A 14,303-nucleotide genomic window follows, 5' to 3' on the forward strand; every position below is an offset into this window, starting at 1 on the left:
AGTCACCGCCCGTGCCGGGCTGCCCAGGTCCCGGCACGGGCGGTTCTCACTCCTCGGACGACGCCGAGGCCCGCATCCGGAAGTCGTAGCGCGCCGGCAGTTCCTCGTCGGTCGCCGCGCGCCACAGCTCGCCGAGCACCTCGGCCCCCTCGCGCAGGTCGGCCGGCTCGAAGCCCTCGTCGAATATCGCCCGCGCCGCGGTCTTCTCGCCCTCGGCCAGGAGCAGTTGGATCTCGACGAGCCGGAAGCGGCCCTCCGCGCGGGTGGCCGCGTGCAGGCGGTCCCATATGCCGCGCGCCGCGCCGTGCCGTCCCGCCGCGAGCAGCACGGCCATCGCCTCCCGGCCGAGCGCGGCGGTCGCGGACGTCCACAGGGCGCCGTCGTCGCGCCGCTCCTGGCACAGGTCGTCGAAGGCCTCCGCGTACCGGTCAGCGGCCCTTTCCAGGTGGCCCGACTCCTGGTCCGCGACGGCCAGGCAGCGCAGCAACGGCCAGCGGGACGGGGCGAGTTCGAGCCCGCGCTCCCAGCTGCGCACCGCCTGGGCGAGGTCACCGGCATGCCACTGGGCGACACCCAGGTGATACTCGGCGACCGGCCGCGCGGGCGCCGTCTCCAGCATGTCCCGCCAGTGCGGGGCGACAAGGGTCGGTCCCGGCGGGGCGACACGGCGCGGCTCCGGGACGGCGCCGGAGTGCAACAGCTCGACCCACGGCGCCTGTTCGGGGCCGAGGTCGGACTCGTCGAAGGGCGTGCCGGGCAACTTGTAGCCGGCGCGCAGGACTTCGAGGGCTCCCCAGCCGGACCCGGTGGCGAGCCGCTGGCCCGGTTCGGCGTCGGCGCAGGGCCGCCAGGCCTCGTACGCCGCGTCCACCGCGTCGCGGGGCAGCGCCTGGGCGAGCCGCTGCTCTGCCTCGCCGCGCGCGGCCGACCAGTCGCCGCCGTGCACCAGCTCCGGCGCGGCCGACAGCGGGCCGTACGACTCCAGCCAGGTGAACTCGGCCTCGGCGTCCAGGCGTACGTGCTCCAGCTGGGTCCGCGCGAGGCCCGCCTGGATCTCCGCGTACCCGCCGGTGTCCGGCTCGGTCAGCCACTCCTGCCAGCGCCGCCCGCCGGTGCCGGTGCCCCAGACGAAGAGCTTGCGGCCGCACAGCAGATCGGTCGACGTCTGGACGAGTCCGTGCCCGTCGTCGTCGAGCGCGGCGATCCACCGCCGGGCGTCTGCCGGTACGTCGTAGAAGTAGTCGGCGGCGTACTCGCTGCGCAGCGGATACGTCCGGTCCACCCCGTCGGTCTCCGGTACCGGCACCTTGCGCAGGCCGCCCGCGTACCCGAAGTGCCAGGCCTCGTCGGCCGGGGCGAGGACGCGGCGCTCCTGGGGCACCGCGATGTTGGACCACCAGTACACCGGCACCGGCTTCTCGTGCGGATTGCGGATCCGCACGCCGACGTGCAGGAAGTCGGAGCCGTCGGGCAGCCACAGGTCCACCTGGAACGGCACGTCCCGCAGCCTCTCCCACTCCCAGAGCCGCAGCATCTCGCCGCCGTCGGGTGCGGTCACGCGGGCGGCGTGCAGGGGCGCGCAGGACAGCGCCGTGTGGCCGGTGGCGCCGATGTTCCACTCGATGCCACCGGAGAACCAGGCGCCGTTGAGCGCGAAGTCGGCGGGCTGCAACACCGGGTTGCGGTAAAGGAGTTCACGGCCCGTCGGCTTGTGGAAGAGGGAGTGGACGCGGCCGCCGAGGCCCGGCAGGACGGTGGCGCGCAGCCGGTCGTTCTCGATGACGAGCGTGTCGAGCGTCGTCTCGGTGCGCTCACGGCCGTACCCGTCGAGCACCCGGGTCGGCAGGATCCCGCGCAGCGGCTCGTACCCCAGCTGCCGCGCCATGTCGCGCGGCAGCCCCTCTCTGCCCCGCTCTTCCGGCGTGTGCACCCTGCGCAGCGGCCGCAGCGGTGCCAGCGGGTTCTCGGGGCCCAAGGGGGCGGCGGGCAGCGTCAGTACGTCACGTCGCACGGTGGTCGTCACGATCACCATGGAACACGCTGACGGCGGCCTCGACCAGGGTCTCCACCGGTCAGAATTGCGCAAAGCCGCCGGGTACAGCGCCCCTTAAGGGGCGCGGGACCATGACATATGCGGCTCCGCCGCGTGGGCGAAGGCGCCGTAGCCGAGCGCCCCGCAACGGAAGCCGCCCTCGACGATGTTGTTGATGTCGACGAACCCGGCGACGTCGGCGCCGGCCGCCCGCTCGCAGAGCAGGAACCCGGCCTTGGTCGGGTCCTCGATGAGGACGCCCGCGTACGAGGCGTAGGCCGTGTCGGTGGTGGGCGGGAAGAGCCAGGGGCGGTGCAGCTCACGGCTCTCCCGCGCGCGCGTCGTGAACTCGGGGCCGTCCGCGGGGGTGTAGGGGCGTATGCCCACGCGGGGGCCCTCGGCGAGGTAGGTGGTGCTTTCAGGCATCCGGCCACGCTAGCCCCCGCGTCATTTGGGGCAGCTCTCGTCCTTCTTCACCACGCCGATGGTGACCCGCTGCCCGGTCAGCTCCTTGCCGGGCGCCGGGGACTGGGAGCACACCTTCCAGCTGGGCGGCCACAGCACGTGCCGGTGGAAGCCGCTGGTGTCGTTGACGTCGACGCGGGTGCGGTAGTCGAGGCCCGAGAAGACCCGCACGAGGCCCTTCCCCCGGAAGTCCGGCATCGGCGGTCCGGCCGCGGCCGCCGTCGTCACGGTCATGACGCCCGCCGCGAGCGCCGCGCCCGCGACGACTCCCGCGCGCCTGAGATGTGCGTTCACTTGCGCCTCCGCATGAAGTACGCCCCGCAGAGCGCGCCGATCAGGCCCGTACCGAGCAGTGCCACCCACAGGGGCATGGTCACTTCGGGAATCAGAAGCCTGATCTTGGTGTGACGGGTGTTCTCGAAGATGAAGATCAGGCCGAGCACGGCGAGCGCGAGGACGGCCACCCTGCCGGGCGTCATGGCGCCACGGAAGCCGCCGCCACCCGAGCCGCTCTTCTTCGAGTCGCCGCCCGTGGAGGTGCTGGGACTCATGCGTGGACCCTTCCGTCGGAGCTTCGGCCGCCCTCCCCTGGCGACCAGCATGGGCCGCCGGGGAGGGTTTGCGCGCGGTGGGTGCCGCTCCGGGGTGGGGGTGTGGGCCGTACGGGTGAGTCCGGGTTCAGCGGACGACGGGCAGGCGCAGCACCCCGGTGTCCTTGGGCGCGCTGGTGACCGTCACCGGCTTGACGCCCCTGTTCCCGACATACGCGTCGTCGCTGGCCGCGACGGTGAACCGCAGCTTGTGGCCCGCCTTGTACCGGTGCACGATCCCCGGCAGCGAGAAGGTGAACGGCTTGGTCACGTCCGGGACGCGCACGGGGGCCACGAGCCGGCGCACCAGCGTCTTCTTGCCGTCGGGCGCGACGTCGTACAGCTTCGCGAAGAGGACCAGCTTGTCGGCGGCGTCGCCGGAGTTCTGCACCTTCTCCGTCCGGCGCGAGACGACCTTGAGGGTCGCCTCCGGGGCGCCCACCACGTCCACCGGGGCGGTCAGCGGCTCGCTCGTCCAGTCGAGGTGGGTGCCCTTGGTGTCGCGCGGTGCGGGGTCGGGAAGCCCGATCATCCGGGCGATGGAGCTCTCCGAGTGACTCGTCGGGACCAGCCGGTTCCGATACTCGCGGCTGCCGCGCGCGACCTTCCCTCGGTTGTCGACGAGCTTGCCGTCGCCGGACAGATACAGCTTCTGGCTGAGCGCGGGCACCTGCGGGGCGGTGGCGTAGGAGCCGTTCGGTCGGCCGCCGCCCGGCACCCAGTCCTGGTGGTAGGCGAAGGCGGGTCCGGTGCCGACGCCCTTCTTCCGGTGGAGGTAGCGGTCGAACCACGACAGGATCCGCTTGCCGACGTAGCTGGTCTCCCAGTTGCCCTTGGACAGGTTGAGTTCGCCGGACGCCGGGGCGGTGAGGCCGCCGCTGTGGCCCCAGGACTGCCAGATCATCTTGGCCGTGGTGCCCTGTGCCTTCAGTGTCTCGTACGTCGCCTGCGCCTCGTTGAGGTTGAAGAGGCTGTCCGCCTGGCCCTGGACGAGAAGGGTGGGCGCCTTGACCCGCGGCAGGTAGGAGACGGGCGAGACACTGCGCGCGTACTCCTGGAGTGCGGCCGTCTTGTCCGCCGGATAGCGGCCCGAGTTGAGGGTGCGGATCGTCTCGCAGGCCTGCCTGGCGAAGTGCCAGCAGGTCAGGGAGTTGACGCGGGACGGGTCCAGGCTCCGCACGAGCAGCGGCTGACCCTCACCCATGAGGTAGAAGCTGTTCATCCACTGCCACTTGGCGGCGCCGGGGACGCTGCGGTCGGAGACGTTGTTCGGGGCGAGCGAGTAGCTCAGATCGTTCCAGGTGATCATGGGTACGAGGGCGTCGACCCGGTGGTCGACGGCGGCCGTCGCCAGCTGGATCGCCCCGCCGTAGGAACCGCCGATCATGCCGACACGCGGATCGGCCCCGGCGTCCTTGGTGACGTAGTCGATCGTCGTGCCGTCGTCGGCTGCGCGCTTGCCCGCGAGGAAGTCGATGAGCCCGGAGGCCGCCTTGCCGTCAATCTTCGGGTTGTCGAGGGAGATCAGACACCCGGACTTGCCGAAGCCGAGCCCGGAGTAGACGAGCCCCACGTAGCCGCGCGCGGCGAAGGCCTTGCCGGTGTCCGCGGTCCCGTCGGACTTGCTGCCGCCGAAGCCGTTGGTGGTGAGCACGGCGGGCGCGGGGTGCGCGGCGTCCACTCCGGCGGGCCGGTAGAGATCGGCGTCGACGGTGCATCTCCTGCCGCCCACGTCGACCGTGAACTTCAGCGCCTTGACGGTGTATTTGCCGGTCGCGCTCGCCGGGTCGGGGGCCGCGACGGCGAGCGGAGCGGCAAGCGCGGCCCCCAGGGCGAGGGCGAGCGGCGCGCGGGACCGGGCGACGGCACGACGGGGTTCGGTACGACGGGACACGAGACCTCCACGCTAGAGGGCAGCCGAATACCGACCGGTCAGTAACCGGCCAGGGTCATGCTGTGACGTGCGTCACGTCTCGGTCAACGCTCGGGACGGGCGTTTCTCGACGAATCTCGACGGAAATTCAGTACGGGGGTGTTGGCGGAGGCCGGTATGCAGGTCTTCGCGGAGGGTCGGTATGCAGGTCTTGGCGGCGGGTCGACATGCGGAACGTGACGGAGGCCCGGTGCACGGATCCTGACGAAGGGTCGGCATACAAACTCTGACGTGCGTCCGGCACGCGGACCCTGACGGAGCTCGGCACGCGGAACGTGACGGACGCCCAGTGCACGGATCCTGACGGAAGCTCGGCATGCGAGCTGACGTGCGTCCGGCACCGGACCCTGACGAAGGGACGGCACGCGGACCCCTGGCGGAGGCCCGGTGCACAGATCCTGACGGAGGCTCGGCATACGAGCCCCTGACCTGAGTCCGGCACGCAGACCCTGACCGAGCCCGGCACGCGGAACATGGCGGACGCCCGGTACACGGATCCTGACGGAAGCTCGGCATACGAGCCCCTGACCTGAGTCCGGCACGCTGACCCTGACGAAGGGACGACACGCGAGGCCTGACCGACGCCCGGCACCCGGGCCCTGACCCTGACCCTGACCCTGACCGAGGATCGGCACACGAGCCCTGGCCGAGGGACGGCCCGCAGCCCCTCACCGGCATCCGGCAGCCGACCCTGACGCACGCCCGGTGCCCGGATCTCGGCAGAGATCCGGTACGCCGCTTCCCGGCGTCGGCGCCCGGCAGGCGGGCCTCACACCAGCGCAGGCACCTCGAGCGTCAGCGTCCCCGCCTCCGCGTCCAGTTCGGCCGGCAGGCCGAACGGGACCGTCAACGCGCCCTCGCAGTGGCCGAAGCCGAAGTCCTCGACGATCGGTACCCCGAGCCCGCCGAGCCGGTCGGCGAAGAGGGCCCGCACATCGGCGGCCGGCTCGCAGTCCTCCCAGGACCCGAGCGCGATCCCGGCGACACCCTCAAGCCACCCGGCCCGCAGCAATTGCGTGAGGATCCGGTCGAGCCGGTACACCTCCTCGCCGGTGTCCTCCACGCAGAGCAGCCCGCCGCGCGCGGACACCCGCCCGTGCGCCGTGCCCAGGTCGGCGGCGAGCAGACTCACGCACCCGCCGAGCGTGACGCCACGGGCCCGCCCCGCCACCAGCGCGGACGCGCCTTCGGGGGCGATCACCCGCACGCTCTCCGGCTCGAAGAGCGTCGCTCGCAGATGGTCCTGGGCCCGTGAGTTCTTGAGAAAGTCGGCCACCGCGACCATCGGGCCGTGCAGCGTGGCGAGGCCGAGGCGCGCGGCGAATGCCTCGTGGAGCGTGGTGATGTCGCTGTAGCCGAGGAACACCTTGGGCCCCGCGGCCCGCATCGCCGTCCAGTCGACGAGGTCCGCCATCCGCGCGGTGCCGTACCCGCCGCGCGCGCAGAACACCGCGGACACGGTGGGGTCGCACCATGCCCCCTCCAGGTCCCGAGCCCGGTCCGCGTCGGCCCCCGCCAGGTAGTCGAACTCCCGGTGCTGGTCCAGGACATGGGGTGCGATGACCGGTTCCAGGTCCCAGTCGCGCAGGATGTCGAGCCCCCGCTCCAGCTGGTCCCGCTCCACCGGTCCGCTCGGGGCCACGACGGCGACCCGCGCGCCGGGGGTCAGCCGTGCGGGTCGGGTCAGCGGCTTCACTTGACGAGCTCCAGGGTGGGGACCGGTCCCGTCAGGTTCAGGCCGAACACCTGGGCGTACAGGGAGAGTTCCGCCTCCAGGGCCCGGATCAGCGTGTCCGCGCGGCGGAATCCGTGGCCCTCGCCCTCGAAGGCGATGTACGCGTACGGCACGCCGCGCCCCTCGAGCTCGGCGACGAACCGCTCGGCCTGCGCGGGCGGACAGATCACGTCGTCGAGCCCCTGGAGCAGCAGGAACGGCGCGGTGACCCGGTCGGCGTGCTCGGCGGGCGAGCGTTCCACGTACCGTGCCCGCGCCTCCTCGAACGGCCCGATCAGCGAATCCAGGTACCGGGACTCGAAGTCGTGCGTCCCGCCGTCGACCCACGCCGTGAGGTCGAGGACCGGATAGATGATGGTGCCGCAGGCGTACACGTCCGTCGTGGTCAGGGACGCCGCCGTGGTCCAGCCGCCCGCGCTGCCGCCGCGGATCGCGAGACGGTCCCGGTCCGCCGTGCCCTCGTCGGCGAGGGCGAGCGCGACGGCCGCGCAGTCCTCGACGTCGACCACGCCCCACTGCTCGCGCAGCCGTTCGCGGTAGGCGCGGCCGTAGCCCGTCGACCCGCCGTAGTTGACCTCGGCGACGCCGATGCCGCGCGAGGTGAAGTAGGCGATCTCCAGGTCGAGCACGAGGGGCGAGCGGCCGGTGGGGCCGCCGTGCGCCCACACCACGTAGGGCGGCCGTTCGTCGTCGGGGGCGACGCGGGTGGGGTGGTGCGGCGGGTAGACGTGCGCGTGGATCTCGCGTCCGGCCGGGCCGCTGAAGGTGCGGATGCGCGGCTCGGGGTAGTACGCGGTGTCCACGGGGTCGTCGTGCGGGGCGCCGATCACGCGGGCGCGGCCGGTGCTCGTGTCCAGCTCCACCACCTCGTACGCGCTGCGGGGGCTCGCCGCGACGCCGGCGACCCGGGCGCCGCAGACCGCGACGGTCGAGGCGAACTCGGTCCAGGGGCCCGCCGCGTCGACGACCTCGCCGGTCTCCGGGTCGAGCACGCCGAGCGAGGTGGCGCCCTTGCCGTGCACGACGGCGATCAGGCCGCTGTCCAGCGGCGCGAACCAGCCGGCGCCGACCTGCCACAGAGGTCCCGCGAACTCCTCGTCGCGCGTGCACAGGGGCGTACCGCGACCGCCGTCGGCCGGGTCCTGGCGGTACAGGTTCCACCAGCCGGTCTGGTCACCGGCGTACAGAAGCTGCCCGTCGACGCTCCACTCCACCTGCGCGATCGACTCCCGGGGCCCGCCTGCGACCGCCCTCGGCGCGCCGAACGTGCTGTCCGCGCGGACGTCGGCGACCAGCAGTTCCGTGCCGTCCCACGGCATCCGGGGGTGATCCCAGGCGATCCACGCGACGCGGCCGCCGTCGGGCGAGAGCCGGGGCCCGGTGATGAACCGGTGCCGGTCGTCGGTGAGTTCACGCAGCGCGGCGCGGTCCTGTGCCGCCGAGCCGTCCAGGGGCACGGCGACGGCCACACGGCGCACATCGGTGGGCGCCTCGCCGGTGAACTCCTCCATGACGCACCAGACTTCGCCCCGGTCCAGGTGCACACAGGGGTCGACGTAGCGCAGTCCGCCGCCCACGTCGGAGAGCGGTGTGAGCGGGCGCGGCACGTCGCCGGGGCGTTCGGGCTCGTACGCGTACAGCCGCTGGTCGGAGAAGTTCGCGAACACGACAAGCGGACCCGCGGCTCCCTCGGCCCCGGCCCAGGCCTGCCCGCCGTACTCCATGACCCGGCTGCGCACGTTCCACGGAGCGGGCAGCACCGATTCCTCCACCCCGTCCGGGCTCCGCCGCACCAGCGCACGCCTGCCGCCTTCCGCGGGCCGCGGCTCGGTCCACCACGCCTCGGCACCGACGAAGCCGACTTGGGCAGGAGAGCCGTCGTGGGCCGCTGCGAGCGCGGCGTCGATGGGTGACGGCCACGATCCGTACGCCTGGGTCTGTCTCATGTCCCTCTCTTCCCCCATGTCCCTTTGTTCCCTAGGCCGTTCGCAGATAGCGGTCGAGAACGCGGACGCCGAAGTGCAGCGCGTCGACCGGCACCCGCTCGTCCACGCCGTGGAAGAGGGCCTGGTAGTCGAAGCCCTCCGGGGTCTTCAGCGGCGAGAAGCCGTACCCGGTGATCCCAAGACGCGAGAACTGCTTGGCGTCGGTGCCGCCGGACATGCAGTACGGCATCACATGCCCTTCGGGCGCGAACTCCTCCACGGCGGCTCGCATCTTCGCGTACGTCGACGAATCCACCGGCGCCTGCAGCGCCACCTCTCGGTGGTGGAACTCCCAGTCGACGTCCGTGCCGGTGAGCCGGTCAAGGGTGGCGACGAATTCTTCCTCGCCACCGGGCAGCATGCGCCCGTCCACGTAGGCGACAGCTTCCCCTGGAATCACATTGACCTTGTAACCGGCGTGCAGCATCGTCGGGTTGGCGCTGTTGCGTACGGTCGGCTCGACGAGGGAGGCGGCCGGTCCGAGCTTCTCCAGGAGGACGTCCACGTCGAATCCGGGCGCGTCCGGATCGGCCTCCACGCCGTAGAGCCCGGCCAGATCGAGCAGCGCCGCACGGACCGTCGGCGTGAGCCGCACCGGCCAGCGGTGCTGCCCGATGCGGGCGATCGCCTCCGCCAGCTTGGTCACCGCGTTGGCGTGGTTCACCTTCGAGCCGTGGCCCGCCTTGCCGCGCGCGGTGAGCTTGAGCCAGCCGGTGCCGCGCTCGCCCGCGGCGATGGGGTAGAGCTGGTTGCCCCGCCCGTCGTGGAAGGTGAAGGCACCGGACTCGCTGATGCCTTCCGTGCACCCCTCGAAGAGGGACGCGTGCCGGTCGGCGAGGAATCCAGACCCGTCCTCGGCGCTCGCCTCCTCGTCCGCGGTGAACGCGATCACGATGTCCCGCCGGGGCCGCACGCCCGCACGGGCCCAGCCGCGCACGACGGACAGGATCATCGCGTCCATGTTCTTCATGTCGATGGCGCCGCGGCCCCACACGACACCGTCGCGGAGCTCTCCGGAGAACGGGGCCACGCTCCAGTCGGACGCCTCGGCGGGCACGACGTCCAAGTGGCCGTGGACAAGGAGCGCGTCGGCTGAAGGGTCGGTTCCCTCGACGCGCGCGACGACGTTCGTACGCCCCGGTGAGCACTCCAGGAGCGTCGGTTCGAGCCCGGCGCCGGCCAGGCACTCGGCGACGTATTCGGCGGCGGGCCGCTCCCTGCAGTCGCCGCTGCCGCGGTTGGTGGTGTCTATCCGGATGAGATCGGACGTGAACCGCACGACCTCGTCGAGAGCCGTCGCGTCGACCTGCGGTCTCGCCCGCTCCCCTGCCTGCTCCCCCGTCCGCTCAGCCATACTGCTCCTCCACGGCGGCCGATGCGATCGTCGTGACCGCCTTGAAGGTGCGGATGCCCTCGTACATGGTCTCGCTGGTGTACGCGACCTTCCGCTCGCCGCTGCGCCGCACGCCCGGCACGACGGTCGACGCCATGGCCAGATGCTCGGCGTCAAACTCCAGCTCGACGGTGAACGGGCCGCCCCGGACCGGCTGATGGCGCGTGGCGAGCGCCGCCGCCTCCCGCGCCGCGGCCCGGATGTCGGCGGCGGTGCGCGTCGGCGTCCGGCACACCGCGGCGTACCGCGACACATGGTCCTTCACTGCCACCTTCAGCGCGCCCGGCGCATAGCCGAGCGCGTCCTCGCAGGCCAGATCGTCGCCGGTGACGAGGACGACGGGCACGCCGTACTCGGCGACCACATGCGAGTTGAGCAGCCCTTCGCTCGCGCGTACGTCGTTGACCCACACGCCGGTGATCGAGTTGGCGAGATAGGTGTGCGCGAGCACGCCCTCCATGCCGGCGCCCGCGTGGTACCCGATGAACGCGATGCCGTCGACGTCGTCGTGCTGGACGCCCTCGACCATGGAGAGCGACTTGTGACGCCCGGTCAGCATCTGGGCCCGCTCGTCCAGCTGCTCCAGGAGCAGATTGCGCATGGTCCAGTGCGCCTCGTTGATGAGCACCTCGTCGGCACCGCCGTCGAAGAAGCCGAGCACGGCGGCGTTGACGTCCGAGGTGAACATCGCCCGGCACCGCTCCCACTGCGGCGTACCGGGCAGCACATCGGCCGGCCAGGTCACTCCGGTGGCGCCCTCCATGTCGGCGCTGATGAGGATCTTCATGACGAGCTGTCCCGTCGCAGGTCGCAGGCGTGGATCTTCATGCCGCTTCACGTTACGCGCCGACGGCGACATCAGCCACGATGAGAAGGCGAACACACCCGGTTCTCGCCGGAACATCGCGGCGAGGTGACGTTCGTAGATCCCTGCGGTAGGCCGGAACCATGAAGGGGCGTCTTGACGGCAAGGTGGCCTTCGTCACCGGCGCGGCCGGCGGACTCGGCCGCGGCCACGTTCTGCGCATGGCGGAGGAAGGCGCCGACCTGGTCATCGTGGACATCTGCGGGCCGGTCGACACCGTGCCCTACCCGCAGTCGACACCGGAGGACCTTGGCGAGGCGGTCGACGAAGTGCGGGCCCTGGACCGCCGTGTCGTGGCGCGGCAGGCGGACGTGCGCGATCGGGCCGCCCTCCAGGATGCGTACGACGCGGGGCTCGCCGAATTCGGGCAGATCGACGTCGTCGTCGCCAACGCCGGGATCGCACCGCTCCTGGTGGAAGACCGGGTGCAGGCGTGGCACGACGCCATCGATGTAAACCTGACCGGCACGTTCCACACCATCGAGGTGGCCATCCCGTCGATGGTCGCCGCCGAGCGGGGCGGCTCGATCGTGATCGTCAGCTCCACCGCGGGCCTTGTCGGCATCGGCGGGGCCAGCAACGGCGGCCTGGGCTACGCCGCCTCCAAGCACGGTGTGGTCGGTCTTATGCGTACGTACGCCAACAACCTCGCCCGGCACAGCATCAGGGTGAACTCGGTGCACCCCACCGGCGTGGCCACCCGCATGGTGACCGATCCGGCCATCGTCGAGTTCGTCGCCCAGGATCCGATGCTGTCCGAGGATGCGCCAAATGCCCTTCCGGTGGACACAGTTGAGCCGGTCGACGTGGCGAACGCCGTCCTGTGGCTGGCCTCGGACGAAGCCCGCTATGTCACCGGTGTCACGCTGCCCGTCGACGCCGGATTCATCAACCGCCGCTGAGTCACCGAGCCAGCGGTGAACAGGGGGAGCGCCATGGCCGATCAGTACGCGGACACGGTTCTGGTGGGCGGGCACGTCAAGACGTCGTCGGGCTGGGCCGAGGGACTCGCCGTACGCGCCGGTGTCATCGAAGTGGTCGGCGGCCGCGAGGACGTGCTGCGTCGGCGCGGACCGGACACGCGGGTGATGGAGCTGGCCGGCGACACCGTCCTCCCGGGCCTGCACGACCTGCATGTGCACCCGATCTACGCCGGGATCCGCGAACGCCGCTGCAAGGTCCCGCAGGGCTCGAACCTGGCCGACACCCTCCGCATCGTGGCCGGGCACGTGTCCCGGACCGCCCCCGGCGCATGGGTTCTCGGCGGGCAATGGGACACGTCCGCGCTCGGCACCCTCCCGGACCGGACCGTCCTTGACGCTGTCGCCCCCCAGCATCCTGTCCTCCTGGAGGACACCAGCGGACACAGCTCATGGGCGAACAGCGCGGCACTCAGGGCCGCCGGGATCGGCCCCGGCACACCGGACCCGCCGGGCGGCGTCTTCGAGAGGGACCTCGCAGGCCGTCCGAGCGGCATACAACGCGAGACCGCCGCCGATCTGCTCGCCGCGTCGGCCCCCAAACCGGCCGACGACGAGGTGGAAGCGGCCCTGGAGTGGGCGCTGGGCGAGATGCTCTCCTACGGGATCACGTCGTTCACCGAGGCCGCGGTCGGGTTCACCGCCGGGCCGCCGGCCGAGCTGCTTGCCTACACCCGGCTCGCCGCGCGCGGAGCGGTCAGGCAGCGCGTGCGCCTCAGTCTCGTGTGGTCCCCCAATGACCCTGCCTGTGAAGAGGTGATCGCGACACGGAACCTCTGCGCGAGCGGTCACATCACGCCCGACTGCGTGAAGATCTTCCTCGACGGGGTACCCACCGACAGCCGCACGGCGGCGATGATCGAGCCCTACGCAGCCACGGGTGAGGGACGAGACGACGAGGCAGGACGGCACGGGCTGCTCGCGATCGCGCCGGCAGTCCTCGATCAGGCGGTGACCCGATTCGACCGGATGGGCATCACCGTCAAGTTCCACGCGGCCGGCGATGCGGCGGTCAGGGCGGCGCTCGACGCGGTCGAGGCAGCTCGCGCGGCCAACGGACCCGGCCCCTGCATGCACAACGTAGGACACTGCACGTTCGTGGCGAAGACCGACATCGAGCGGGCGGCGCAGATCGGCGCGACGTTCGAAGTCTCTCCCTACTTGTGGCAGCCCTCCCCCATCTGCTCCGACATCGCAACGGCCGTCGGCCCACAGGCGGTTGAACGCGTGTGGCCGGTGCGCGAGATGCTCGAGGCCCACGCGCTGGTCGTGCCGGGGTCGGACTGGTGCGTGGTGCCGTCGGTGAATCCGTGGTCCGCCATCGAAACGCTCGTCACGCGGCAGCGGCCAGGGGGCAGCGCCGACAGTTTCGGCGCATCCCAAGCCATCACGCTGGAGCAGGCCTTCGACCTGTTCACGGTCAACTCCGCGCGCCAGGAGGGCATGGCGCACCGGGTCGGGCGCATCGAACCGGGCATGCTCGCCGACGTCGTCGTCGTCGGCCAGAACCCCTTCGCAGTGCCGGTCACTCAAGTCCACGCCACCGAGGTCAAGATGACATTCGTCGAGGGTGAACTGGGCTTCGACGCAGGGGCGTAGCGGCCCTCCGGGCGTCAGTCACCTGGTCCGGTACGCCCGGAGAAAGGTCCGCACTCCCTCGACGACGAGCGGCCGGACGCGGGTGTCCTGCGCGGCGTTCGCGGAACCGAGCCGGTCAAGGGCGACACCGAAGGTCAGCGCAATGAACTGGTCGGCCGCGAGTCGGGGGTCGGGGACGTCGAGCAGCCCGGCCGCGGCCAGGGCGGCGAACCGCTCGGCGATCGCCTCGTCGGGGGTGTCGGCCATGGCGTTGTAGCCCCGGTGCGGCAGGTTGCCGGACTCCGCCCGGACCAGTCGTTGCAGCGTCGCGTACTCCGCCGAGCCGAGCATGTCGGTCGCGATGCGCATCGAGAACGTGACCAGGGCGTCCTCGAGTTCGGCGTCCTCGGCGAGGTCGGTGAGGGTGTCGTCGAGGGTGCGCCGGATCGTGGTGATCAGTGACTGGCCGACTGCGTCGACGACTGCTTGCAACAGCGTCTGCTTGTCGCCGAAGTAGTCGTAGACCGTCCGCTTGGACACCTCGGCCCGTGCGGCGACCGCGTCGACGCTCGACCGGTCGAAGCCGTCGGCGAGGAACAGTTCCCGGGCCGCCGTGAGGATGGCGGCCCGCTTGTGCGCGGACCCCTCGCGCAGCGTCTTCGTGGTCGGTGACTTCGTGGTCGGCATGGGCACATCTTAGCCGTCCTACACTGCACGGTGTAGTGTAGTTTTGAACTCGGCACCTGT

11 protein-coding genes and 1 pseudogene are annotated in these 14,303 nt (G+C 71.5%); 2 read left to right on the forward strand and 10 right to left on the reverse strand.

Translation table 11 applies throughout. The features are described 5' to 3' along the window. Positions 1–46 precede the first annotated feature (46 nt). From AB0G47_RS05475 to AB0G47_RS05515, 9 genes and pseudogenes are all read right to left on the reverse strand, one after another. A complete protein-coding gene (locus tag AB0G47_RS05475; RefSeq protein ID WP_360764330.1) occupies positions 47–2,032 on the reverse strand; it encodes a DUF5107 domain-containing protein in 1,986 nt (661 codons plus the stop codon). Positions 2,033–2,140: 108 nt separating this feature from the next. Further along, positions 2,141–2,458: pseudogene (locus tag AB0G47_RS05480) on the reverse strand (RimJ/RimL family protein N-acetyltransferase); the annotation flags it as partial. 21 nt (positions 2,459–2,479) lie between these two features. Continuing rightward, positions 2,480–2,791, reverse strand: a complete 312-nt coding sequence (locus AB0G47_RS05485; RefSeq protein ID WP_360764332.1) for a hypothetical protein — start codon at positions 2,789–2,791, stop codon at positions 2,480–2,482. Next, entirely contained in the window at positions 2,788–3,048 is a 261-nt protein-coding gene (locus AB0G47_RS05490) for a DUF1049 domain-containing protein (protein WP_360764334.1), read from the reverse strand. Before AB0G47_RS05490 ends, AB0G47_RS05485 begins: the two co-directional genes overlap by 4 nt. A 127-nt stretch (positions 3,049–3,175) precedes the next feature. Continuing rightward, positions 3,176–4,918, reverse strand: a complete 1,743-nt coding sequence (locus AB0G47_RS05495) for a CocE/NonD family hydrolase (RefSeq protein ID WP_360765111.1) — start codon at positions 4,916–4,918, stop codon at positions 3,176–3,178. Between the two features lie 871 nt (positions 4,919–5,789). Beyond that, on the reverse strand, positions 5,790–6,716 hold the full coding sequence (locus AB0G47_RS05500; protein ID WP_360764337.1) for an LD-carboxypeptidase: 927 nt from the start codon (positions 6,714–6,716) through the stop codon (positions 5,790–5,792). After that, positions 6,713–8,719 (reverse strand): prolyl oligopeptidase family serine peptidase, encoded by a 2,007-nt coding sequence (locus AB0G47_RS05505; RefSeq protein WP_360764339.1) that lies wholly within the window; start codon positions 8,717–8,719, stop codon positions 6,713–6,715. Before AB0G47_RS05505 ends, AB0G47_RS05500 begins: the two co-directional genes overlap by 4 nt. Positions 8,720–8,732: 13 nt before the next feature. Continuing rightward, positions 8,733–10,094 (reverse strand): M20/M25/M40 family metallo-hydrolase, encoded by a 1,362-nt coding sequence (locus AB0G47_RS05510; RefSeq protein ID WP_360764341.1) that lies wholly within the window; start codon positions 10,092–10,094, stop codon positions 8,733–8,735. After that, positions 10,087–10,920 (reverse strand): M55 family metallopeptidase, encoded by an 834-nt coding sequence (locus tag AB0G47_RS05515; protein ID WP_360764343.1) that lies wholly within the window; start codon positions 10,918–10,920, stop codon positions 10,087–10,089. The genes AB0G47_RS05510 and AB0G47_RS05515 overlap by 8 nt, the downstream gene beginning before the upstream one ends. A 161-nt stretch (positions 10,921–11,081) precedes the next feature. Here AB0G47_RS05515 and AB0G47_RS05520 point away from each other — a divergent pair, with 161 nt between their 5' ends. Together AB0G47_RS05520 and AB0G47_RS05525 are read left to right on the forward strand one after the other, a co-directional pair. Further along, a complete protein-coding gene (locus AB0G47_RS05520; RefSeq protein ID WP_360764345.1) occupies positions 11,082–11,900 on the forward strand; it encodes a mycofactocin-coupled SDR family oxidoreductase in 819 nt (272 codons plus the stop codon). Between the two features lie 33 nt (positions 11,901–11,933). Then, positions 11,934–13,577, forward strand: a complete 1,644-nt coding sequence (locus AB0G47_RS05525; RefSeq protein WP_360764347.1) for an amidohydrolase — start codon at positions 11,934–11,936, stop codon at positions 13,575–13,577. Positions 13,578–13,595: 18 nt separating this feature from the next. Here AB0G47_RS05525 and AB0G47_RS05530 read toward each other — a convergent pair whose 3' ends face one another. Next, positions 13,596–14,243 (reverse strand): TetR/AcrR family transcriptional regulator, encoded by a 648-nt coding sequence (locus AB0G47_RS05530; RefSeq protein WP_360764349.1) that lies wholly within the window; start codon positions 14,241–14,243, stop codon positions 13,596–13,598. Between the last annotated feature and the right edge of the window lie 60 nt (positions 14,244–14,303).

This window comes from Streptomyces sp. NPDC021622, assembly GCF_040640795.1.
Lineage (GTDB): Bacteria > Actinomycetota > Actinomycetes > Streptomycetales > Streptomycetaceae > Streptomyces.